Genomic DNA, 21,988 nt, shown 5'->3' with positions numbered 1-21,988 from the left:
GGCTCAGGTCGTCTTGCCGCTGCCGCTGACGACCATAGCCGGCTCCTCTTCCATCTCCATGCGCTGGCGTTCGTCGTCGATGATCTTCAGCGCCTGTTCCGGAGTCACTTTCGAAGCCGGGGTGACGAGACTCACCGCCACGCCCACCACCAGCGCGACCAGTACCGCCGGGATGCTGGGATTGCCCCAGAAGACATTCCAACTATCGACGTTGATCACGGCGAGCGAGGTCACCGACGCGGAAACCAGCGTGGCGACCGCGCCCTGCCAGTTGTAGCGCGGCCAGAAACGACCCAGCACGCCACACACGAACATACCGGCCATGACCGTGGCGATCATGCTGGTGATGTAACTGATGACGTTGTCGGAGGTCAGTGCGAACAGCAGCGCCAGGCCGATGGTCGCGACCAGCGCCAGGCGCGACAGTGTCACGACCCTGCGTGCCGAGGGCGTATGGCCGGTAAACAGCACATAGACATCGCGCAGCAGGATCGAGACGCCGGCGATGGCGTCGGAGCTGGCGCTCGACATCGTCGCCGAGAGCCCCGCGACCAGCAGCAGCAGGCCCAGCCATAGCGGCAGAATCTCGGTGGCGAGGAACGGGAAGGCGAAGTTGCTGTTGTCCAGGCCGGGATTCAACGCGTGCGTCGCCATGCCGATGATCGCCGGGATGATCGAGAAGAACAGATAGAGGATGCCGGTGATCACGAACGAACTGCGCACCGAACTGACCGAGTTGCCGGAGTAGATCCGCTGGCGGTAGGAGGGGGTCGCCAGCACGCCGACGGCGATCACCGTGGCCAGCGACAGCGCCGGAATGAGGCCGATCTTGTCGATGCCGAGGAAGCTGGTGGCGGCGGCATCCATGTTGGTGGAAAGGCCCGAAAAGCCGCCGACCTCGAACAGCGCGATGATCGCCATGACGATGAAGCCGACGAACAGCACCACCGCCTGGACGGTGTCGGTCCACACCACCGCCATGTAGCCGCCGATCACGCAGTAGACGCCGAAGCCCAGCGCCACCAGGATGCGTGCGGTGGTCAGGTCGATCCCGGCCATCCACGACAGATAGAGGCCGCCGCCGAGGATATGCGCACCGAGCCAGCCGATGCAGGCGATGTAGATCAGCACGGCGACGATGTTGCGCACGATACGGCTGGCGCCGACGTAGTAGGAGAGCTCCTCGCTCATGGTCATGAAGCGGAAGCGGCGTACCGGCGCGAACCACGCCGCCAGCAGCAGCACGCCGATCGCCCCGCCGATGCCATAGAGCGCGCCGGCCCAGCCATTGGCGTAGCCGAAGCCGACCGCGCCCATGCTCGAACCGGTACCGACCATGGTCGCCACGGTCGTACCGATGGTGAGGAAGATCGGCAGGCTACGCCCGCCGAGCAGGAAATCGTCGCCGGTGCTGCGGCTGTTGCGGGAGACCCACCAGCCGAACGCGATCATGACGAGTACGTAGGCGACGAAGGCGCCGAGGAAAACGTGACTGTTCATAACGGCCTCTTATAATTGTCGTTCCGGCCGTTGCCGCGGCCGGAGCAGTGTGGAATTTCATTGCCTGTGAGGTTTTTCACTGCGGTCGCGTCCTTGCCGGGACGCGACCATCTTCATCGATGCAAGCCGTCTCAAGCCCTGTCGGCGCGATAGCACTTGATATCGACCTCGACCTTGCAGTCGACCACCAGATCCTGAACGCTGCAGATGCGTGCCGGCGGATGGTCGCCGAAGACCTCCTTGAACACCTTGTTGAACGAGCTGAAGTAGCGCGCGTCGGTGAGCACCGCGGTGACGTGCACCACGTCCTCGACGCCATAGCCCGCCTCTTCCGCAATTTTCAGACAGTTGGCGAAGGCCAGCCGCGACTGTTCGACGATGCTGCCTTCGACCACTTCTCCGTCGGTCATCGGTGTCTGGCCGGAAACGAACAGCCAACCTCCCGCTTCGGTGGCACGGGCGAAAGGCAGCTTCTGGCCGCCGGTACCGACGCCGCCTTCGACGCCATAACGTTTGATGCTCATGGTTTGCTCTCCTGGGTAATCACGTTGGCTTGGAATTTTCATGCAGTCGCGCGAGAAGGCGCGGGAGACAACCGCGTCTTGCGCTTGAGCAGTCGTCCGGCACGTTGGCCGGTCGCTTCGCCCTGGCGATAGCTGACACAGCCATTGACCATGACCAGCACGATGCCGCGTGTTTTCGACATTGGGGCGCTGTAGCTGGCGGTATCCTCGAGTTCGGCGAGATCGAACAGCACCAGGTCGGCAAAGGCGCCGACGCGCACCACGCCGCGATCGACGAGGCCGAAATTGGCCGCCGACAGGCCGGTCATCTTGCGCACCGCTTCGGTCAGCGGCAGCAGCTCGAGGTCGCGGCTGTAATGCGCCAGCACCCGGGGAAAGGCGCCCCACAGCCGGGGATGCGGATGCGGGTCGTTGGGCAGGCCGTCGGAGCCGACCATCGTCAGCGGGTGCGCCAATACCTGGCGCATGTCCGACTCGCTCATGTTGTGGTAGACCGCGCCGGCCGGCTGCAGGCGCCGGGCGGCGTCCATCAGCGACAGATCCCACTGCTCGGCGATCGTCTTCAGCGGCTGGCGTGCCATCTCCGGGTGCGGATCGGACCAGGTGATGAAGATCTCGATCTCGTCGGTGACCTGGCCGAGATCCAGCGTCGAGGAGCCGGCGGTGTAGGGGTAGCAGTCGCAGTGCACCCCGTGGGAGGTCGCCGCCGCGTCGAGTTTCGCCAGCGCCCGGGGTGCGTTGCCCCAGTTGCCGGCACCGGCGCATTTCAGATGCGAGATCACCAGCGGCGCCTGGCCATGGCGGGCGGTGGCGAAGGCTTCGTCCATCGCTTCCGGCAGCCCGGCGAACTCGTCGCGCAGATGGGTGGTATAGACGCCGCCGGCGCGGCCGATCGCTTCGACCAGGGCATTCATCTCCGCCGTTGGTGCGTGAAAGGCATTGCGGTAGGCCAGCCCCGAGCTCATGCCCACGGCGCCCTCGGCCAGCGCGGTTTCCAGCCTTTCGCGCATGGCGGCGATCTCGCTCTCGCTGGCGGGGCGGTCGAAACGATCCATCACCTGGCTGCGCAGGCTGGTATGGCCGATCAGCGCCGCCACGTTGACGCTGGGACGGGCTTCGTTCACCGCCCGGACATAGGCGGCGAAAGTCGGGTAGCGGAAATCCTCCCGCCGGCCCAGCAGGTTCATCGGGTCCGGCACCTCGCCGGCGAGCGTCACCGGGCTGGCGCTGATGCCGCAGTTGCCGACCACCACCGTGGTCACGCCCTGAGAGAGCTTGGGCAGCATCTGGGGAGTGCGGATGACGTTGGTGTCGTCGTGGGTATGCACGTCGATGAAGCCGGGGGTGAGCACCAGCCCCTCGGCGTCGATGATCTCGCGGGCTTCGGCGATATCCAGATCGCCGATGGCGGCGATCCGCTCGCCCTCGATCGCGATGTCGGCGGTGAAGGCTTCGTGCCCGCTGCCATCGATGATCGTGGCGCGGCGGATCAACAGATCATGGGGCATGGTGGGCTCCTGGACGCTCAATCCCCCAGCGGCTGGCGATTGTCGCCGCCGCGGTGGGCATCGAGGGTGATCTTGAGTCGTCGCAGCTTGTCGCGGGTACGATCGCGGTGACGCAGCGCCAGGCCGAGTGCCAACATGTCGATCGCGGCCATCATGGCGTAGCGCGACGACGACGGAAAATAGATGTAATCGGTCTCGCGGGCGGCCAGCGGCAGGGCAAGATCGGCGATCTCGGCCAGCGGCGAATCGACTGCGGTGATGGCGAGCACACGGGCGCCATACTGGCGCGCCAGCTCGGCGGCTTCGACGATTTCCGGGGTATAGCCGGTAACGGAAAGCGCCACGACCACGTCGCTGGGTTCCAGAGTCGACGCGACCATGCGTGGCAGCAGCGACTGGGGATAGGCGCTGATCGCGTAACCCAGGCGCACCAGCCGGAACTGCAGCTCCTGGGCCATCACGCTGGAGCCGCCGCCGGCACCGAACACCAGAATCTGGCGGGCATCGTCGAGTAGCGCCACCGCGCCCTCGACATCGGCCTGCTCCATCAGCGTGCGGTTGAGCGCCAGCGTCTGGGCGGCGGTGTCGTAAATCACCCCGAGGCCGTCGTCCTCGCTCGCTTCCTGAATGAAACGACGGCCGGCGGCCAGCGCGCGGGTCAGGCGCGTCTTGAGGTCGCGCACGTTTCGGCACGCCACCGCCCGGGCGAAGCGCGTCACCGTGGCATCGCTGACGCCGGCGCGGGCGGCGATCTCGCCGATGCTCGCCTCGGCGACGAAGTCGATGTCATCGAAGATCAGGCCGGCGACTTTCTTCTCCGCCTCGCGCAGGCTCGGCAGGCGGGCGGTGATCTGCGACAGGATGTCGGTTTCCTGGCTCACGGGTCGGTATCCATCGGCTATGCTTGGCCTTGTTAGTAACTAACATATTTTTATTTTATGTGTTAGTAAATACCAATAGCTACGATGGAGTCACGACGCCGTGCCGGTTCTTGGCTCGACAACCCCCGATTCTGCCAGGAGATATTCATGTCGCATTCCGCTTCGGCCCCGCTGGAAAAGGGCGTGCCGCTGACGCAGCCGGCCAACCTGCTGCACGACGTGCCGCTGCCGGCGGCGGCGATCTTCGAGACACCGCTGGCCCACAACCTGGCCTGGATGCAGCGTTTCGCCGATGATCACGGTGCCAAGTTGGCACCTCACGGCAAGACCACCATGGCGCCGGCGCTGTTCAAGCGCCAGTTGGAGGCAGGGGCCTGGGGTATCACCCTGGCCACCGCGGTACAGACGGCGGCGGCCCACGCCCATGGCATCGAGCGGGTGTTGATGGTCAATCAGCTGGTCGGCCGGCCGAACATGGCACTGATCGCGGATGCCATCGAGGCGGGGCTGGAGTACTTCTGCGTGGTGGATGGTGTCGACAATGTCCGCGAACTGGGAGCGTTCTTCTCCGAACGCGGGCTGACCCTGAACGTACTGGTCGAGCTCGGTATCGAGGGCGGCCGTTGCGGTTGCCGCGATGCCGAGCAGGTCGAGGCGCTGGTGGCGGAGATCGCCGCGCAACCGGCACTGGCGCTGATGGGCATCGAAGGCTACGAAGGCATGATCGCCGGCGGCGACGAGGTTGCGGCGGTACGCGCCTACGGCGAGCGGCTGGTGGAAACCGTGCGCAGACTGCGCGCCAGTGGCGTGCTCAAGCGTGAGGCGCCGATCGTCACCGCCTCCGGTTCCAAATGGTTCGACCTAATCGCCGAGGCGTTCGACACCGCGGAGCTGCGCGAGCACTACACGCCGGTGCTGCGGCCGGGCTGCTATGTGGTCCACGATCACAAGCTCTACGCCGGTGCCATGGCCGAGGTGAAGGCTCGCCATCCGCAGCTGCCAGGCGAACTGCAGCCGGCGCTGGAGGTGTTCGCTCACGTGCAGTCGCTACCCGAGCCGGGCCTGGCGATCGTCGCCCTGGGCAAGCGTGACATCGGTCACGAACCGGATCTGCCGCTGCCGCAGCGGCTCTATCCGCAGGGTGCGGAACACACGGCACCGATCGACATTGGCGACTGGCGTACGACCCACATCATGGATCAGCACACCTTTCTGGCCGTACCCGAAGGCGCACAGGTCGCCGTCGGCGACGTGATCGCCTTCGGTACGTCCCACCCCTGCCTGACCTTCGACAAGTGGCGTCGCATGCTGCTGGTCGACGAGCGGCTGGCGGTACGCGAGGTGATGGAGACCTGTTTCTGATGCATGGATGACATCTCGTATTCAAATAGTGGAAATGTTTTCCATAAACATTGACGCCCGGTCGATGCTCGCTTAATTTGGCATCAGCGAGCATCGACGTCGGGGGAGTTCTCGTCGTCGATGCGTCGGCATGGATTGAACGGCTCGCGTCCCTGTTGGGCGAGCCGCTGCGAGCGCTCTTCCGTCGGGTAGAGACCTGTTTCGACGGAAGCTTGGCGAGCCATTGGCTCGCCATTTTTTTATGTTGCCGTGGCAAGCCTGGCCTCACATCGGTTGTGTCCCGTAGTGGGGTTAAGTTAAATAAAAAGGCTGACGTCAATTCGACATTCGGCACTTTCCATTGCCACAAGAGGTCGACAGTGTGAGTTATCAAGGACGAACGGTTTTTCCGATAGGACATCGGGGCCTGGCATCTCTCCTCGCCATGGCGCTTGGCCTGACGGGCGCCGGAACGGCGCAGGCGCAACTCGAGGATTTCGAGGCGATGGACAACCCGGCTACGGCGGAAGAGCCGTTCAAGGGGCAGGCCGAGCTGGGCTACAACAAGATCAGCGGCAACAGCAACAGCGAAAGCCTGCGTGCGGGTGCGGACATGACCTGGTTCGACGACCCCTGGTCCTACAACCTGCAGTTGAGCGCGAAAAGCGCCAGCGACGACGACGAGACTTCCGCCGAGGAGTACCAGGTTCAGGGGCGCACGCGCTACAACCTGTCCACTTACAACTATCTCTTCGGTCTGGCCCGCTGGGACAAGGATCGTTTCTCCGGTTACGATTCCCAAAGCACCTTGACTGGCGGTTACGGTCGCCAGCTTCTCGTCGGTCCGCCCCATTCTCTGGCGGTCGAGGTCGGCCCGGGTGTGCGCCACGACGAATATGAAGAGGGCGGCAGCGATAACCTTGGCCTGCTCTATGCCGGCCTCGACTACGACTGGCAATTTTCCGAGACGTCGCGCTTTTCGCAGTCGCTTGCCACCGAGGCGTCCAGGGAGAACATCATCGGTCGTTCCGAAACCGCATTGACCGTGGCGATGAACTCGGACCTGGCGCTGAAGGTATCTTACGAAGTCGAGTTCAACGACAATCCGCCGCCGGGTGCTTCCAGCCAGACCGACACCACCACCGGCGTGTCGTTGATCTACAACATGTGACGCCAAGGGAATGGACCGCGGGAATTCGCCCCGCGGTCATGAGCTCAGTTCTGCACCGAAATGACCGAGCCGCCGTCGACGCGCACGTTGCTGCCATTGACGAACGAGGCGTGCCGCGACACCAGCATGGCGATGATGAAGGCCACTTCGTCGGCCTCGCCGCGCCGCTTGGCGACGATGCCGGGGCGCTCTTCATCGAGAAAGCTTTCGATAGCCTGTTCGATGGAGACGCCCAGCTGTTCGGCGCGCTGCTGCATCATGCCATCGGTCATCGGTGTGGCGATGAATGCCGGGGCGACGGTGTTGCAGAGTACGCCATGAGCCGCTTCGCGGTAGGAGAGGTTCTTGACGAAAGTGCTCAGTGCCGATTTGGCGGCGTTGTAGACGGCTTCCTCCCAATAGGGCTGTACACTGTTCTCCGACGTGATGCAGACGAAGCGTCCCCAGCCGCGTTCACGCATGGCGGGAATGGTCGCGCGAGCGAGCCGCACGGCGGAAAAGAAGTCGATCTGCCAGGCATGCTCGTAGTCCTCGTCGCTCATCGCCAGCGGATCGCCCTTGGCGCCGGTGACACCGGCGGTGTGAATCACCATATCGATGGCGCCGAAGCGTTCGACACCCTGGGCGACCAGCGCGTCTACCTCTGCCTGGACCGTCACGTCCGCGGTCACGCAGAGCGAATCGCCGGAGAGGCCGCCGGCATCACGCGCGAGCGCCTCGCCATCGATGTCGGTAAGTACCAGATTGACGCCTTCGGCTGCCAGCCGCTTCGCCGTCGCCAGGCCGATGCCGCCTCGGGCGCCGGTAATCAGTGCCGTTTTGCCACTGATGCCCAGATCCATGGTCAAGCCTCCTTGCTTAGGGAAACACTGCATGAATGTCTGCGCAGGCGAATCGCTGCGTTGCGCGGTGCGCGGAATCCTTACCTATACCCCATAGGCTCCGGTTCCTGTGCTCCGGGCGCCTTGCGACGGAGTGCCGCCCACTTCATCCTGCTCGCCGATTTATTCAGCGTTTCTAACGGAACCTACTGTTGAGCATGGACAAGGCCGGCCATTTGCGCCAACACGTACCATAATCGGGTTTTGTCAAGCCGGGAGGCTTGGGGCATAGTGGCGCCGAAGAAAGGGGGGGCGCCGAAATCGTCATTACCCGGAGCTACAAAGACGTCGCTGCAGAGCGGCGCGATTCGATCGCAGGGAACGCCATGAAATCTCGTTATTTAGCGACCACGCTAGGGCTGGTCGCGACCACGTCATCCAGTGCCTTGCTGGCACAGCCATCCGCTCCCGAGGCCTCCACCCAGCCGGTGATCGAGGTGACCGCGCCACGCCTGTCGCGGGAACTCTATGCCACGCCGGCGGCGGTTTCGGTCGTCGATCGGGAGGAGATTCAGCAGGGCCAGCAGCGGGTCCGGCTGGACGAATCCCTGGTCACCATCCCCGGCATATTCCTGCAGAATCGCGACAACTTCGCCCAGGGCGAGCGCATTGCCATTCGCGGCTTCGGCGCCCGCACGCCCTGGGGCGTGCGCGGTATCACCGTGGTCGTCGATGGCATTCCCTACACGCTGCCGGACGGTCAGGCGCAACTGGACGCGATCGATCTCGACAGTGCCGAAAAGATCGAGGTGATTCGCGGCCCGGCCGCCGTCCAGTACGGCAACGCGGCCGGTGGCGTGATCAGCGTGACCACGGCCGATGGCCGCGACGACCCCGGCAGCCATATCCGGGTCGAGGGCGGCAGCGATGGCTACCGCAAGATGTCGGTCAGCAATGGCGGCGTCAATGGCCCCTGGTCGCATCATGTCAGCGTTTCCGCCCTGGGCGTCGATGGCTACCGCGATCACAGCTCGACCGAGAAGTACCTGCTCAATGCCAAGCTGCGCCGCGAATTGGGCAGTGACCGCGCGTTGACCGCGATCGTCAATCTGCTCGACAGCCCTTATGCGGAAGATCCCGGTGGGCTGACACGGGAGCAGGCGCATGAGAACCGGCACGGGACGGTGAAAGATAACGACTTCTATTCGCCGACCCGGATCGACTCGGGACAGGAGGTCGATCAGCAGGTGCTCGGCCTGCAGTACGAGGATCTCTCCGCCGGCCCTGGCGAGTTCTACCTCAGGGGCTTCTATCTCAAGCGCGATTATCAGCAGCAGTTGGCCTATGCGGGCGACGACAATTTCGTCGCCTATGACCGCGACTACTACGGCGGCAGCGCCGAGTATCACCAGGCGCTCAACCTGGGCGAGCTGCCGCTGCGCTACGTGGCCGGCGTGGATGTGGGGCGTCAGGTGGACGACCGCTACCGCGACGAGGTCTCCATCGACGGCGATCATCTTCGACGCTCCGCGGACGAAACGCAGAAGGCGACCTCGCTGGGCGCCTTCCTGCAAGGCGATCTCGACCTGAGCGAGCGCTGGACGCTCTCGCTCGGTACGCGCTACGACCGGATCGATTTCGACATTGACGATGACTATATCGATCTCGCCAACGACGATGGCGACGACAGTGGCGATCGCACTTTCGAGCAGTGGAGCGGCAGCGCCGGGCTCAGCTTCCGCTACCTGCCCACGCATCAGTTCTATTTGTCGACGGGTACGTCGTTCGAGACGCCGACCTTCGCCGAGTTCGCCAATCCGGCCGGTGTGGGCGGCTTCAATCCCGCCATCGAGCCGCAGAAGGCGTGGAATCGGGAAATCGGCCTGCGCGGCAATTTCGACAACGGGCTCGACTACGACGTGGCGCTGTTCTCGACCCGGGTGCGGGACTCATTGATCTCCTACCAGATCGATGGCCGGGATTACTACCGCAATGCCGGCAAGAGCCGCCAGGATGGCCTGGAGGCTGCGCTGGGCTGGCAGTTCACGCCGAACTGGCGCATCGACAGCGCACTGACGCTGGCCCGCTACGAGTTCGACGATTATGTCACCGAGGATGGCGACTACTCCGGCAATCGCATCCCCGGGCAGCCGGAGCAGACCTGGGTCAATCGCCTGACCTGGAACGGGATCGGACAGCGTTTCGCCACGCTGGAAACGCAATATGTCGGTTCGATGGTTGCCGACGACGCCAACGACACCAAGGTCGGCAGCTACTGGCTGGTCAACCTGCGCGGCGGCGATGGCTGGCGTCTGGGCGGCGACACCTGGCTCAAGGGCTATGTCGGCATCCGCAATCTGTTCGATCGCGAGCACTACGCCAATCTCATCATCAATGCCAACTCAGATATGCCCATAGATAATCGTCGCTACTTCGACCCGGCGCCGGGACGAACGGTCTATGCTGGTATCGGGATCGACTTTTGAGTCGCTAAAAATATTCAAGGAACAAGGATTCGCAATGCGTACTCATTTTCTTGCCGCGAGCGTCACCTGGCTGGCGCTTTCCGTGCTGGCCGGCTGCACGGTCAATACCTATGGCAATGGCCAGCACGAGGTCAAGGCGGGCGTGCCCCAGGAAGGGCCGACCAGCAATCCGGCAGATGTCTCGCACCGAGGGGAAGGCGACGACATGCCTTGAGCAGCCTTTCTCCTTTTGGTCTTCGCCCTGGCCGGATGCCAGGGCGGGCCCCTGCCTCACGCCCCTCTCTTCGTATCACAGATTGTCACGCGGTATGACCCGATCCCAATTCTGCGAATAGACCCGGTAGCCGTCCTGATAGGCATCGAGCTGGGCGTGGATCAGGAAATCGTGGCGCGTGCAGGTCAATACCGTGCGCGTGTTGATCCGAACGTCCCAGTCGTCGCGCTTGAAGCCGCGTTCGGTACAGGTTTCGCCGCGTGCGGAGGTAAAGTCGTCCTCGCGGAAGGAGTACCACTCACGCGTGCTGCGGCGCACCTCGGTGCCGATCTCGTCGATGCGAAACCCGCCTTGGTCATTGATCACCTCGAGGGTCGATTCCTTGCTGGCCAGATCGCGGTGCAAGAGCCAGTTGTGCTCGCTCGGTTCGAGCCGGGTGATCTCGGGTGCGGGAGCCGCTTCGGCCTCGTCGAACGGGCGCAACGAGACGTCGTCGGGGTTGGGCGAGCGGACCGGCAGCTTCAGGGCACTGTTGCCGGGGTAGAGCGTCAACTGCACGGGCTCGGGCGGCACCCAGGCCAGCGGCCAGTAAGAGGTCGATACCGATATGCGCAATTGATGGCCCGCCGGAAAGCGTTGTGCGATCCCGTTGAGCGCCACCTTGACGCGATAGCGGCGGTCCGGTTCCAGCGGCTCCGGATGCGCGTCGCTGTCGCGGTGCGACAGATTGAGCAGACCGTAGGTCACCCGCGTCGCCTTGCCATCGGGGGCGACGTCGGACAGGCGTACCGCGACCATACCCTGCGGCCGGTCGGCGGAAAGCTCCAGTTCGAGCTCCGGTCGGCCGGCGATCTCCAGCATCTCTTGCAGCGGCTGGCTGTTGAATACCAGCGATCCGCCATCCTCCTCGCGCTGATCGCCGGGCAGGTCAGGCGTCGCGGCGTAGGAGCACCACTTGCCGCCCGACAGTCCAACGCTGAGCGGGGACTGCACGCTCAGCGCGGTTTCGTTCAGCAGCGCCTCGGGGATGTCGTCTTCGTCCCGCGCGGGATCCTCGAGGGTGTAGACGCCGAGAGGATAGCGTCGCGTGGAGACGTTCGGCGAGGGCCAGGTGGGCTCTCCGATCCAGCGCCCGGGGCGGTCGGCGTAGGCGTTGTCCGGCGGTACGCTATCCTGCAGCCAGGCCCGCAGCATGGGCTCTTCCATGACGCCCGTGTCCTGGCCTTTCAGCCAGTAGTCCCACCAGCGCAGTGATTCCTGCAGAAAGCCGATCGTCGGTCCGGGTATGCCCTGGTGCGGATATTTGTGTCCCCACGGGCCGATCAGCCCCTTGCGCGGCACGTCGAGATGCTCGAGCAGGCGAAAGATGGTATTGGTGAAGCCGTCGGCCCAGCCGCCCACGGCGAATACCGGGCACTGGATCGCCGCGTAGTTCTCGCAGACCGAACTGCGAGTCCAGTATTCGCTGCGGCGTTGATGGCCGAGCCAGGCGTCGAGCCAGAGCCCGCTGCCTTCGAGGCGTTCCTGCCACATGTCGCGCCAGCGCTCGCCGACGATTCGTGGATCCGGCGGCAGGCTGTTGAAGGCGAACATGACGGTGGCCTCCGAGAGGTTGTCGCCCAGCAGGCAGCCGCCCATGTAGTGCATGTTGTCGGCATAGAGATCGTCGCTCGAACAGAGGCTGATGATCGCCTTGAGTGCCGGCGGCTGCCGGGCCGCCACCTGCAGACTGTTGAAGCCGCCCCAGGAGATGCCCATCATGCCCACGTTGCCGTCGCACCAGGGCTGCTCGGCGATCCAGGCGATGGCATCGACGCCGTCTTCCTGCTCCTGCTGGGTATATTCATCGACCAGCACGCCGTCGGAATCGCCGCTGCCGCGCATGTCGACGCGGACGCAGGCATAGCCATGCCCGGCCAGATAGGCGTGGTTGTGCCCGTCGCGGTCGCGGGTCAGATCGCGCTTGCGGTAAGGGATGTACTCCAGAATGGCGGGGACCGGTGCCTGCTCGGCACCTTCGGGCAGCCAGATTCGCGCGGCCAGGCGCGTGCCGTCGCGCATGGTTAGAAAGGTGTTCTCGATCACCTGTACGTCGTGGGGGAGTGACGTGACGATGCGCATCGTTCCTCCTTAGAAACACTGCATAAATGTCTGCGCGGGCGAATCGCTGCGTTGCGCGGTGCTGGAGCGCCAGCTCGGTCGAATCCTCACCTATAACCCATAGGTTCCGGTTGCTGCGCTCCGTGCGCCTTGCGCTTCATCCTGCTCGTCGATTTCTTCAGCATTCCTTTGCTTGGTATCACGTCGGAAGGTCTCTCGCTTCACATCATGATGCCGCGGGTTCGAAATCGAACTGCAGCGCCTCGAGGCAGGCGTGATAGCGTTCGCGGATCTGCTCGTGGCTCTCCGCCCCTATATAGATGGTGCCGAGGTGATAAGCGAAGGCGTCCTGGTTGGGAAGATCGCTCAGGCGGTCGCCCGGAGCGACATCGAGCTCGACGAGCGTGCCCGGGAAGCGCCCCTGGCGGTTGATCATCGCGGGGCGCTGGCCCAGGGCGATATCGAGCGCGACCTCATGGTTGGACATGCCGTCGACCATGATGAACATCTCGCTATGCGACTGGGAAATGCGGGTATTGAATTCCACCAGCCACAAGCGGTCGCTGGCTTCGTCCCACATGAACTCCGCATTGAAACAGCCGTTGTCGAAACCGATGTGTTCGAGAAAGCGGCGGCAGGCATCGATCATCCGGCGCTGGACGCCTTCGGGCATGCCGGAGGGATATTCCAGGCGGTCGAAAAGTGCTTCGTCTTCGTCGCAGGGCTGGTCGAAAACGCCGTGGACGTTGAACTCTCCCTGGAACACCGTGCCTTCGGGCGCGCCCTGGACACCCGAGATGAGCTGTTCGGCGATGCAGGTATTGCCATCGGCATGGCGGATCTCGTCGGGCAGATCGATATGGGCGAGCGCTTCGTTGAAAGGATCACCAAAATGGCGAATCTCGCTTTTGAGGATGTCGATGGCTTCGAGGAACTGTTCATCGTTCTCGATCTTGAAACCGAGTTGTGACGAAAAGGCCTTCACCGGTTTGAGCCAGAAGGGATAGTCGAGTTCCAGCCGTGCCAGCGGGTCGTCGGCGAACGGATCGACGCTACAGAAGCGCGGCACCATCTCCGGTACGACCTTCTCCTGCTCCTTGCGGCTCCAGTACTTGTGTTCGCACATGAAGACGCTTTCGAGCGAAGGCGACGGAATCCCGTAATCGCGGCACAGGATCGGCACCATGACGCTGGTGGGAAAGTCCCAGTGCGCGACGATGGCGTCCACGGAGCCCGAAAATTGGCCGAGTTCCCGGCGGGCCTGTTCGAGCACGCGATCGAACGACAACGTGCTCGGTTCGACCAGCGTCGCGGTATCCAGCAGCCCGTGAAAGGCGAGTTCGTCGGTGTGTCGCAGCGTTTCGAGTTCGCGGCGTTGCCGTTCCTGCAGCGCCGGGATGAAGACGTTCCTGGTCGTGGAATGGGTCATTGGAATGCCTCCTTGCATCCGAGCAAATGACGACGCGGCTGAGCGACCAGTTCGCGCCTCGATAGCCTCTCCAACATAGCCATATCGCCAGCCAGGCGCCATGCAGCGCATGGAAGGGATTGAACGAGGTTAATCGGGCGAAAAACGCCATCGGCCGCCCGCAGGCGGCCGATGGCACAGTGACTTACGAGATAGCGGCTTTTCAGGCCCGCATGATGCCTTCAAACGCGATAGTCGCTCTCGGAGTAGAGCACGCGCAGGCGCAGGGTGTGTTCGACCTGCTTGAGCGCTTCCAGCGCCTGGGGGCCGTAGGCCTTGTCGACATCGATGACCACATAGCCGACCTTGTCGTTGGTCTGCAGGAACTGGCCGGCGATATTGATACCGTTCTCGGAGAGCACGCGGTTGATCTCGGAGAGCACGCCGGGCACGTTCTCGTGGATATGCAGCAGGCGGTGCTTGTCGGGATGCGACGGCAACGCCACTTCGGGGAAGTTGACCGAGGTGATGGTGGTGCCGTTGTCGGAGTAGGTGACCAGCTTCTCGGCCACTTCGATGCCGATGTTCTCCTGGGCTTCCAGTGTCGAGCCGCCGATGTGCGGGGTCAGGATGACGTTGTCGAGACCGCGCAGCGGCGAGGTGAACTCTTCGTTCGCGCCCTTCGGCTCCACCGGGAAGACATCGATCGCCGCCCCCAGCAGCTTGCCGCTCTTGAGTGCTTCGGCCAAAGCTTCGATATCCACCACCGAACCGCGCGAGGCATTGATCAGGATACCGTTCTGCTTCATCAGCGCGATCTGCTCGGCGCCGATCATCCAGCGCGTGGAGGGCAGGTCGGGGACGTGCAGGCTGACCACGTCGGCGCGGGCGAGGAGTTCCTCGAGGCTGCCGACCTGGCGGGCGTTGCCCATGCCGAGCTTGGTGACGACATCGTAGTAGAGCACGTCGAGTCCCAGGGATTCGGCGAGCACCGAGAGCTGGGCACCGATGCTGCCGTAGCCGATGATGCCCAGCGTCTTGCCGCGGACCTCGTGGGAATTCTTGGCCGATTTCAGCCAGCCGCCCTGATGGGCACGGGCGTTCTTCTCCGGAATGCCGCGCAGCAGCATGATCGTCTCGGCCAGCACCAGCTCGGCCACCGAGCGGGTATTGGAGTAGGGCGCATTGAATACCGGAATCGCCCGCGTCAGCGCGGCGTCGAGGTCGACCTGGTTGGTGCCGATGCAGAAACAGCCCACGGCGGTCAGTCTTTCGGCGGCGGCGAACACGCGCTCGGTGAGCTGGGTGCGCGAACGGATGCCGATGAAGTGCACGTCGCGGATCTTCTCGATCAGATCCTCTTCGTTCAGCGACGTGGAGAGCGTCTCGATGTTGGTGTAACCCGCATTCAGCAGCGTATCCACGGCGGACTGATGAATGCCTTCAAGTAGCAGGAACTTGATCTTGCTCTTGTCTAGAGACGTCTTGGCCATTGGAGGATCAACCTTTCTTCATCGGCTTGTCGCGAACGTCGTCGCGGTGATGGTGGAAGTCCGTCGGCTGGGCGAGAGCGGCATCGCCTAATGTCGTTGCCCTGATGTCTTGTCAGGGCCCGCCGCCGGCGGGCGCATAGGGTAACACATGCGCCATGCGACAGGATGAAAATGACGCAGCTGCGGCATGAGTCGGGTGCAACTGCCTGTACGATACGAAACGTCCCGGCGATCGCCGGGACGAAGGGTGGAATGCTGTTGCGATGCTCAGGGTGTCAGCACGATCTTGCGGCAGTCGTCTTCCTTGGCGTCGAACATTCGATAGCCTTCGGCTGCCTGATCGAGCTTCATGCGGTGGCTGATGATCGCCTGGGGTTCGAGTTTCCCGGCTTCGATCGCCTCGAGCAGCGTCGGCAGATAGTGATGGACGTGCGTCTGGCCGCCTTTCATGGTCAGCCCCTTGTCGAAGAAATCACCGATCAGGAATCCTTCGACCGCGCCGGCGTAGACGCCGGGAATACTGACGTTGCCGCCGCGGCGTACCGCTGCCAGGCATTGATGCAGCGCGATATCGCTGCTTTCGACTTCGTAGTGGTCCATCGCCGGCAACTGGCCGCCATGGCCCTTGGCCTCGTAGCCCACCGCGTCGATCACGGCATCGACCCCGCGATGTCCCTCGCTCATCTGAATGAGTGTATCGGCGACATCGTCGACCTGATCGAAGTTGAGGGTTTCGACGCCATACGCCTGCTTGGCGAAATCGAGCCGGTAGGCCTGGTTGTCGACCATGATGATTCGCTCGGCGCCTTCCATGCGCGCACAGGCCGCGGAGAGCAGGCCGACCGGGCCGGCGCCGAAGATCGCCACGCTCGAGCCCTGGCTGACGCCGGCGTTGAGTACCGCCTGGTAGCCGGTGGGCAGAATGTCCGACATGAACAGTACCTGTTCGTCATCGAGCCCATCGGGAATGGCGTAGGGGCCAGTGTTCGCCTGGGGCACGCGAACGTACTCGGCCTGCCCACCGGGGATGCCGCCGAACATGTGGGAAAAGCCGAACAGTGCCGCCGGTGCCGGAATCGATTTCTTGTTGAGCGATCCGCCCGCGTCGGGGTTGGTCTTTTCACACGCGGCATAAAGCGCATGTTGGCAGAAGAAACAGCTGCCGCAGGCGATGACGAAGGGCACGACGACACGGTCTCCCTTGCGCACGCTAGTCACCGCTGGCCCGGCCTCCTCGACGATACCCATGAATTCATGTCCGAAGATATCGCCGGGCTCGGTGGCCGGCATCGAGCCTCGATAGAGGTGAAGGTCGGAGCCGCAGATGGCGGTGGCGGTGACCCGCAGCACGATATCGTCATCCTGCTGAATCTTGGGTTCAGGCACGTTCTCGACACGGACGTCTTCGGCACCCTGATAGACCAGTGCTTTCATGTTTCGACTCCCTGAGAGGTCTGCTTCCATTGCCGGCTGGCATCAGCACAGCGCAATGCCGACCGCCAGTCGACGCCTTACCGTTCAAGGTAGAAAGCGTGCGGATGGCACGCCAATGAAAGCGACGCAAAAACGCGACAAGGTTCGCTTAAAAATCGACAATTTGCTGTGGATTAATCTTTCATGCCGTTGTGCCTGGAGGCTTGCCAGAGACATTGGCTGAGCTCAAGGGATTCCTCGCCCAGGGCAGACGACCCCCGGGGGCGGCGGTGTATACTGATGGCCGTTTGCAAACCGGCGTGATGGCTGTTGCCGTCCGCGCCTCGATAAGCGCTCCCGTCATCCATCCAGTCCCGGGAGCGACGATGATGGGAGCACCATGGCTGACAAGATGGCCGAACAGGACGTTCCACAGGACTTCGCCACGACGCTGGCTCAGCTCGAGCAGTTGGTGGCCCAGCTCGAATCCGGCGAACTGACGCTAGAGGCCTCGCTGGCCGCTTTCGAACGCGGCATCCGCTTGACGCGCGATGCCCAGAACCGTCTGGATGGCGCCGAACTCCAGGTACAGGCGCTGCTGGAACAGGCCGACGGTCGTCTGCAATCGGTGCCCTTCGAGACCGACGGCTTCAGGACCGATGATATCAGACGCACTGATTTCAAGAGCGACGGAGAGCCGGATCATGAGCGCTGATCCTGGCCATCCGGCGAAGGCGATCGATGCCGCGCGGGCGCGCAGCGAACACGTGCTGACGGGATGGCTCAATCGCCAGCACGGGGTTTCCGCGCCGCTCGACGACGCCATGCGCTACAGCGTGCTGGGCACGGGCAAGCGATTGCGCCCGGTCATGGTCTATCTCGCCGGACGCGCTTTGGGCGCCGATGACGAAGCGCTCGATGCGCCGGCGGCGGCGCTGGAGCTGATCCATGCCTACTCGCTGGTGCACGACGACCTGCCGGCGATGGACGACGACGACTTGCGCCGTGGCCGACCGACCGTGCATCGCGCCTTCGACGAACCCCTGGCGATCCTTGCCGGCGATGCGCTGCAGACCCTGGCCTTCGAAGTGCTCGCCTCGCGCCCGCATCCGCGCCTGGCCGCTCTGGTCACGATTCTGGCCCGGGCTGCCGGACGGGACGGCATGGCCGCCGGGCAGGCGATCGACCTGAGTGCCGTCGGCACGCCGCTGGATCTGGCCTCGCTGCAGGCGATGCATCAACACAAGACCGGGGCGCTGATCCGTGCCGCCGTGCGCCTGGGCGCCTTGGTCGCGGTGGACGAGAGCGATCCTCGCGTCGCGGCGCTCGATCGCTATGCCGCCGCGATCGGCCTGGCATTCCAGATTCACGACGACGTGCTCGACGTCACCGGCGATACCCGGACGCTGGGCAAGACCTCCGGCGCCGATGCGCAACGCGACAAACCCACCTATCCCGCGCTGCTGGGCCTCGAGCGGGCCCGCGAGCGCGCCCGGGAACTGCTCGAGGAAGCCCTCGAGGCGCTGGTACCGCTGGGCGCGAGCGGTGAACCGCTGGCGATCCTGGCCCGCTTTATGATCGATCGCGATCACTGACCGGTAACGACATGTCTATGAAGCTGTTCGACGAGATTCCCACTCAGCGCCCGCCGACGCCGCTGCTCGACACGCTCGACACGCCGGCCGGGCTGCACGAGATGACGCTTTCGCAACTGCGTCAGGTCGCCGACGAACTGCGCGCCTACCTGCTCTACAGCGTTGGCGTCAGCGGCGGTCACTTCGGTGCCGGTCTCGGCGTGGTCGAGTTGACCGTGGCATTGCACCGCGCGCTCGACACGCCGTATGACCGGCTGGTATGGGACGTCGGTCACCAGGCCTATCCGCACAAGATCCTCACCGGCCGCCGTGAAGCATTGAAGAGCATCCGCCAGTACGGCGGGCTGGCGGCCTTCCCGCGCCGCGAGGAGTCGCCGTTCGATACCTTCGGTGTCGGCCATTCGAGCACCTCGATCTCGGCGGCGCTGGGCATGGCGCTCAGCGCGCGTACCAAGGGCGAAAAACGCCGCGTGTGCGCGGTGATCGGCGACGGCGCGCTGACCGCCGGCATGGCCTTCGAGGCGCTGGCCCACGCCGGCCACGTCGATGCCAACCTGCTGGTGGTGCTCAACGACAACGAGATGTCGATCTCGGAAAACGTCGGCGGCATGGCCAGCTATCTGACCCGCATTCTCACCAGCAAGCCCTACGCGGCGATGCGCGAGAACAGCAAGCGGGTATTGTCGCATCTGCCCGGGGCGCTGGAGTTCGCGCGGCGTACCGAGGAGCACGTCAAGGGCATGATCAGCCCGGCGACGCTGTTCGAGGAGATGGGGTTCAACTACATCGGGCCGATCGACGGCCACGACCTGGCCGCGCTCAATCAGGCGCTGGAAGCGCTGCGCGATCAGCAAGGGCCGCAGTTCCTGCACGTGCGTACCCGCAAGGGGCGTGGCTTTCGTCCGGCGGAGTCCGACCCGATCGGCTTTCATGCCATCACCAAGCTGGAAAAGGCGCCACCGACGCCGCCCAGGGTCGATGCCACCACGCCGCCGGACTCTTCATTGCGCCCGAAGCCCAAACCTGGTGATTCATTGCGCCCGAAGCCGCGCAGCGATGATTCCTTGCGCCCGAAGCCGCGCAAGTATTGCAACGTCTTCGGCGATTGGCTGTGCGACATGGCGGCGGCGGATCCGCGCCTGATCGGTATCACGCCGGCGATGCGTGAAGGCTCGGACCTGATTCGTTTCTCACAGACGTATCCCGGCCGCTACTACGACGTCGCAATCGCCGAGCAGCATGCGGTGACGCTGGCCGCCGGCATGGCCTGCGAGGCGATGAAGCCGGTGGTGGCGATCTATTCGACCTTCCTGCAGCGCGGCTACGATCAGTTGATTCATGACGTCGCGGTGCAACATCTCGACGTGACCTTTGCCATCGATCGCGCCGGTCTGGTCGGAGAAGACGGCCCGACCCACCACGGCGCGCTGGATCTGTCGTACCTGCGCTGCGTGCCGGGCATGGTGATACTGGCGCCGGCGGACGAGGCCGAGTGCCGAGCCATGTTGACCACCGCCTACCATCACCAAGGGCCGGCGGCGGTGCGCTATCCGCGTGGCACCGGGCCGGGCAGCGAGATCCCGAGCGACCTGGAGGCACGGGTGGCGATCGGCGAGGCCGAGCCGAGACGCCGTGGCAAGGGCGTGGCGCTGCTGGCCTTCGGCAGCCTCAATACACCGGCGGCCGAGGTCGCCGAACGTCTCGATGCGACGCATATCAACATGCGCTCGGTGAAGCCGCTCGATCGTGAGACGATCATGGCCGCTGCCCATGACCACGACTTGCTGGTGACGCTGGAGGAGAACGTGGTCGCCGGCGGTGCCGGCAGCGGCGTCAACGAGTTACTGGCGGCGGAAGGCATCCAGGTGGCGGTGCTCAACCTCGGTATCCCCGATGCCTTCGTCGAGCATGGCAAGCCGGCCGAGCTGCTGCGCGATTGCGGCCTGGATGCCGACGGCATCGAAGCGGCCATCCGTCGTCGCCTGAACACCAACAACGACTGATAGGATCTCCATGTCAATTGCCATTCTGATCGGCGCCATCATCGGCTATATGGCCGGCAAGTTGCCGGGCCTTCTGATCGGTGCCGCCATCGGCTGGTGGGTCAGCCGAAAGCTGCGCAGCTCGATAGTGGGGCGCGTGGTCAATATCCAGCACCAGTTTCTCGAATCCACCTTCGCGGTGATGGGTTGTGTGTGCAAGGTGGACGGCCACATTACCCGGGACGAGATCCGGGCCGCCGAGATGCTGTTCGATCGCCTGCGCCTCAATGGCGAACAGCGCGAGCGGGCCAAGGCGGCCTTCAACCGTGGCAAGTCGCCGGAGTTCGATCTCGACGCCGAGCTGGCCACGATTCGTCGCATTACCGGCGGCCAACGGGCATTGCTGCAGGTGTTCCTGCAGGTACAGCTGTCGGCGATCGCCGCCGATGGCCAGATGCACCCGGCGGAACATGAAATGCTGCTGCGCGTGGCGCGGGGGCTGGGTTTCTCCGAGGCCGAAATCCAGCAGATCGAAGCGATGCTGCGTGGCGGTGCCCATCAGGCGGGAGGCGGGGCTTCCAGCGGCCAATCGCTGGAGGACGCCTATCGTGTGCTCGGCATATCCGAAGATGCCTCCGATGCCGAACTCAAGCGCGCCTATCGCAAGTTGATGAGTGAAAACCACCCCGACAAGCTGGCTGGCAAGGGGTTGCCGGAAAGCATGCGCGAGATGGCCAAGGAGCGCACCAGCGAGATCAGCAACGCCTACGATCTGATCAAGAAGACGCGCGAGAACCGTGCCTGACCCCGCCCACGTTGCGTGTCGGCCGCGGGCAGGCTTAGATAGTCGTAACACGGTAGATAGCCGTAACGCGGTTCGACGCGAAACATCGTAGCCGACAAGGACGTCATGCATGCCCGGGAAAGCCGAGCTCTATCGCACGACCGCCCGACTCTTGGGGGCCATGGATAAAACCGGGCTGATGCTGCGTTACCGTTACGGTGATCGTCGCCTGCTCGAGAACGTGGTATTGCCGGCGCTGGACCGCGATCCCGCCGTCGGGACGGTCCTGCTGGTCGGCTGCGCCTGGTACACCCGCCACTATCCGCAACTGTTGCCTGCCACCGATGTCATCACCATGGAGATCGACCCCGCCAAGGCGGTCTTCGGTGGCGAGCGGCACATTGTCGCCGACATGGCCCATATCGCCGAACACATCGCGTCCGGGAGTCTGGATGCGGTGGTCTGCAACGGCGTGCTGGGGTGGGGCCTCGATGAGCCGAATGCGATCGAGTTGGCGTTCTCGGGGGCGGTGAACTGTCTCAGGCCGAGTGGACTATTGCTGCTCGGCTGGAACGATGTGCCGCCGCGCAACGCCTATCCGCCATCCTCCATTGCTGCATTCGGTAAGCTTGAGGTCGCCGATATTCCCGGCCTGAGGACGCACTCGCTAGTGGCGCTTGAGCGCAATCAGCACTGCTACCAGGCCTGGCGCAAGCCATAGGCTTTATACGAAAACTGCCAATGTTGTGCGTACCGCTAGTGTACCT

General features: G+C 63.9%; 19 protein-coding genes. 9 read left to right on the top strand and 10 right to left on the bottom strand.

Translation table 11 applies throughout. The features are described 5' to 3' along the window. Positions 1-3: 3 nt before the first annotated feature. The 4 genes from DOM57_RS19640 to DOM57_RS19625 form a co-directional block, all read right to left on the bottom strand. Positions 4-1,500 carry a sodium:solute symporter family protein gene (locus DOM57_RS19640; protein ID WP_110650931.1) on the bottom strand — a complete coding sequence of 499 codons (1,497 nt, stop codon included), beginning with the start codon at positions 1,498-1,500 and terminating at the stop codon, positions 4-6. 131 nt (positions 1,501-1,631) lie between these two features. Next, positions 1,632-2,024, bottom strand: a complete 393-nt coding sequence (locus DOM57_RS19635; RefSeq protein WP_110650929.1) for a RidA family protein — start codon at positions 2,022-2,024, stop codon at positions 1,632-1,634. 38 nt (positions 2,025-2,062) lie between these two features. Then, the gene (locus tag DOM57_RS19630) at positions 2,063-3,532 is read right to left on the bottom strand and encodes an N-acyl-D-amino-acid deacylase family protein (RefSeq protein WP_110650927.1); all 1,470 of its coding nucleotides are present in this window, start codon (positions 3,530-3,532) and stop codon (positions 2,063-2,065) included. 17 nt (positions 3,533-3,549) lie between these two features. Then, on the bottom strand, positions 3,550-4,413 hold the full coding sequence (locus DOM57_RS19625) for a MurR/RpiR family transcriptional regulator (RefSeq protein WP_110650925.1): 864 nt from the start codon (positions 4,411-4,413) through the stop codon (positions 3,550-3,552). 147 nt (positions 4,414-4,560) lie between these two features. On the opposite strand from DOM57_RS19625, the gene DOM57_RS19620 reads away from it, so the two are divergent. Beyond that, the gene (locus tag DOM57_RS19620) at positions 4,561-5,775 is read left to right on the top strand and encodes an amino acid deaminase (RefSeq protein WP_110650923.1); all 1,215 of its coding nucleotides are present in this window, start codon (positions 4,561-4,563) and stop codon (positions 5,773-5,775) included. 83 nt (positions 5,776-5,858) lie between these two features. Here the strand turns inward: DOM57_RS19620 and DOM57_RS21875 are convergent, their stop codons facing one another. Next, on the bottom strand, positions 5,859-5,999 hold the full coding sequence (locus tag DOM57_RS21875) for a hypothetical protein (RefSeq protein ID WP_162619608.1): 141 nt from the start codon (positions 5,997-5,999) through the stop codon (positions 5,859-5,861). A 200-nt stretch (positions 6,000-6,199) separates the two neighbouring features. On the opposite strand from DOM57_RS21875, the gene DOM57_RS19615 reads away from it, so the two are divergent. After that, complete coding sequence (locus DOM57_RS19615; RefSeq protein WP_110650921.1) at positions 6,200-6,925, top strand: DUF481 domain-containing protein; 726 nt, start codon at positions 6,200-6,202, stop codon at positions 6,923-6,925. Between the two features lie 44 nt (positions 6,926-6,969). Here DOM57_RS19615 and DOM57_RS19610 read toward each other — a convergent pair whose 3' ends face one another. Beyond that, on the bottom strand, positions 6,970-7,767 hold the full coding sequence (locus tag DOM57_RS19610) for an SDR family NAD(P)-dependent oxidoreductase (protein ID WP_110650919.1): 798 nt from the start codon (positions 7,765-7,767) through the stop codon (positions 6,970-6,972). Between the two features lie 365 nt (positions 7,768-8,132). Here DOM57_RS19610 and DOM57_RS19605 point away from each other — a divergent pair, with 365 nt between their 5' ends. Further along, complete coding sequence (locus DOM57_RS19605) at positions 8,133-10,232, top strand: TonB-dependent receptor family protein (RefSeq protein ID WP_110650917.1); 2,100 nt, start codon at positions 8,133-8,135, stop codon at positions 10,230-10,232. A 34-nt stretch (positions 10,233-10,266) separates the two neighbouring features. Beyond that, a complete protein-coding gene (locus tag DOM57_RS19600) occupies positions 10,267-10,446 on the top strand; it encodes a hypothetical protein (protein ID WP_110650915.1) in 180 nt (59 codons plus the stop codon). A gap of 75 nt (positions 10,447-10,521) precedes the next feature. Here DOM57_RS19600 and DOM57_RS19595 read toward each other — a convergent pair whose 3' ends face one another. From DOM57_RS19595 to DOM57_RS19580, 4 genes are all read right to left on the bottom strand, one after another. Then, positions 10,522-12,567 carry a CocE/NonD family hydrolase gene (locus tag DOM57_RS19595; RefSeq protein ID WP_110650913.1) on the bottom strand — a complete coding sequence of 682 codons (2,046 nt, stop codon included), beginning with the start codon at positions 12,565-12,567 and terminating at the stop codon, positions 10,522-10,524. 205 nt (positions 12,568-12,772) lie between these two features. Then, on the bottom strand, positions 12,773-13,975 hold the full coding sequence (locus tag DOM57_RS19590) for an ATP-grasp domain-containing protein (protein ID WP_110650911.1): 1,203 nt from the start codon (positions 13,973-13,975) through the stop codon (positions 12,773-12,775). Positions 13,976-14,196: 221 nt separating this feature from the next. After that, positions 14,197-15,447, bottom strand: coding sequence for a phosphoglycerate dehydrogenase (gene serA / locus DOM57_RS19585; RefSeq protein WP_110650909.1), 1,251 nt, complete (start codon positions 15,445-15,447; stop codon positions 14,197-14,199). Between the two features lie 267 nt (positions 15,448-15,714). After that, on the bottom strand, positions 15,715-16,881 hold the full coding sequence (locus tag DOM57_RS19580; RefSeq protein ID WP_110650907.1) for a zinc-dependent alcohol dehydrogenase: 1,167 nt from the start codon (positions 16,879-16,881) through the stop codon (positions 15,715-15,717). Positions 16,882-17,260: 379 nt separating this feature from the next. On the opposite strand from DOM57_RS19580, the gene xseB reads away from it, so the two are divergent. The 5 genes from xseB to DOM57_RS19555 all read left to right on the top strand — a co-directional run bounded on the left by xseB (position 17,261) and on the right by DOM57_RS19555 (position 21,942). Further along, positions 17,261-17,575, top strand: a complete 315-nt coding sequence (gene xseB / locus DOM57_RS19575; protein ID WP_110650905.1) for an exodeoxyribonuclease VII small subunit — start codon at positions 17,261-17,263, stop codon at positions 17,573-17,575. After that, positions 17,565-18,455, top strand: coding sequence for a (2E,6E)-farnesyl diphosphate synthase (ispA, locus tag DOM57_RS19570; protein WP_110650903.1), 891 nt, complete (start codon positions 17,565-17,567; stop codon positions 18,453-18,455). The genes xseB and ispA overlap by 11 nt, the downstream gene beginning before the upstream one ends. Before the next feature lie 17 nt (positions 18,456-18,472). After that, complete coding sequence (locus DOM57_RS19565; protein ID WP_204353048.1) at positions 18,473-20,458, top strand: 1-deoxy-D-xylulose-5-phosphate synthase; 1,986 nt, start codon at positions 18,473-18,475, stop codon at positions 20,456-20,458. A gap of 10 nt (positions 20,459-20,468) precedes the next feature. Beyond that, the gene (djlA, locus tag DOM57_RS19560; RefSeq protein WP_110650899.1) at positions 20,469-21,242 is read left to right on the top strand and encodes a co-chaperone DjlA; all 774 of its coding nucleotides are present in this window, start codon (positions 20,469-20,471) and stop codon (positions 21,240-21,242) included. A 109-nt stretch (positions 21,243-21,351) separates the two neighbouring features. Next, a complete protein-coding gene (locus DOM57_RS19555; protein ID WP_110650897.1) occupies positions 21,352-21,942 on the top strand; it encodes a class I SAM-dependent methyltransferase in 591 nt (196 codons plus the stop codon). Positions 21,943-21,988 lie beyond the last annotated feature (46 nt).

Origin of the sequence: Salinicola peritrichatus (assembly GCF_003206715.1) — a bacterium.
GTDB lineage: Bacteria > Pseudomonadota > Gammaproteobacteria > Pseudomonadales > Halomonadaceae > Salinicola > Salinicola peritrichatus.
Note: the sequence above shows the minus strand (reverse complement) of the source record. Positions and strands in the feature narration are given on the sequence as shown.

What these genes read in the sequence shown, in the direction of transcription:
- DOM57_RS19620 (WP_110650923.1), top strand. Translation starts at nt 4,561, where the DNA reads ATGTCGCATTCCGCTTCGGCCCCGCTGGAAAAGGGCGTGCCGCTGACG.
- DOM57_RS19600 (WP_110650915.1), top strand. Translation starts at nt 10,267, where the DNA reads ATGCGTACTCATTTTCTTGCCGCGAGCGTCACCTGGCTGGCGCTTTCC.
- DOM57_RS19615 (WP_110650921.1), top strand. Translation starts at nt 6,200, where the DNA reads ATGGCGCTTGGCCTGACGGGCGCCGGAACGGCGCAGGCGCAACTCGAG.
- DOM57_RS19640 (WP_110650931.1), bottom strand. Translation starts at nt 1,500, where the DNA reads ATGAACAGTCACGTTTTCCTCGGCGCCTTCGTCGCCTACGTACTCGTC.
- ispA (WP_110650903.1), top strand. Translation starts at nt 17,565, where the DNA reads ATGAGCGCTGATCCTGGCCATCCGGCGAAGGCGATCGATGCCGCGCGG.
- DOM57_RS19595 (WP_110650913.1), bottom strand. Translation starts at nt 12,567, where the DNA reads ATGCGCATCGTCACGTCACTCCCCCACGACGTACAGGTGATCGAGAAC.
- DOM57_RS19590 (WP_110650911.1), bottom strand. Translation starts at nt 13,975, where the DNA reads ATGACCCATTCCACGACCAGGAACGTCTTCATCCCGGCGCTGCAGGAA.
- xseB (WP_110650905.1), top strand. Translation starts at nt 17,261, where the DNA reads ATGGCTGACAAGATGGCCGAACAGGACGTTCCACAGGACTTCGCCACG.
- serA (WP_110650909.1), bottom strand. Translation starts at nt 15,447, where the DNA reads ATGGCCAAGACGTCTCTAGACAAGAGCAAGATCAAGTTCCTGCTACTT.
- DOM57_RS19630 (WP_110650927.1), bottom strand. Translation starts at nt 3,532, where the DNA reads ATGCCCCATGATCTGTTGATCCGCCGCGCCACGATCATCGATGGCAGC.
- DOM57_RS19605 (WP_110650917.1), top strand. Translation starts at nt 8,133, where the DNA reads ATGAAATCTCGTTATTTAGCGACCACGCTAGGGCTGGTCGCGACCACG.
- djlA (WP_110650899.1), top strand. Translation starts at nt 20,469, where the DNA reads ATGTCAATTGCCATTCTGATCGGCGCCATCATCGGCTATATGGCCGGC.
- DOM57_RS19565 (WP_204353048.1), top strand. Translation starts at nt 18,473, where the DNA reads ATGAAGCTGTTCGACGAGATTCCCACTCAGCGCCCGCCGACGCCGCTG.
- DOM57_RS19610 (WP_110650919.1), bottom strand. Translation starts at nt 7,767, where the DNA reads ATGGATCTGGGCATCAGTGGCAAAACGGCACTGATTACCGGCGCCCGA.
- DOM57_RS19635 (WP_110650929.1), bottom strand. Translation starts at nt 2,024, where the DNA reads ATGAGCATCAAACGTTATGGCGTCGAAGGCGGCGTCGGTACCGGCGGC.
- DOM57_RS21875 (WP_162619608.1), bottom strand. Translation starts at nt 5,999, where the DNA reads ATGGCTCGCCAAGCTTCCGTCGAAACAGGTCTCTACCCGACGGAAGAG.
- DOM57_RS19555 (WP_110650897.1), top strand. Translation starts at nt 21,352, where the DNA reads ATGCCCGGGAAAGCCGAGCTCTATCGCACGACCGCCCGACTCTTGGGG.
- DOM57_RS19580 (WP_110650907.1), bottom strand. Translation starts at nt 16,881, where the DNA reads ATGAAAGCACTGGTCTATCAGGGTGCCGAAGACGTCCGTGTCGAGAAC.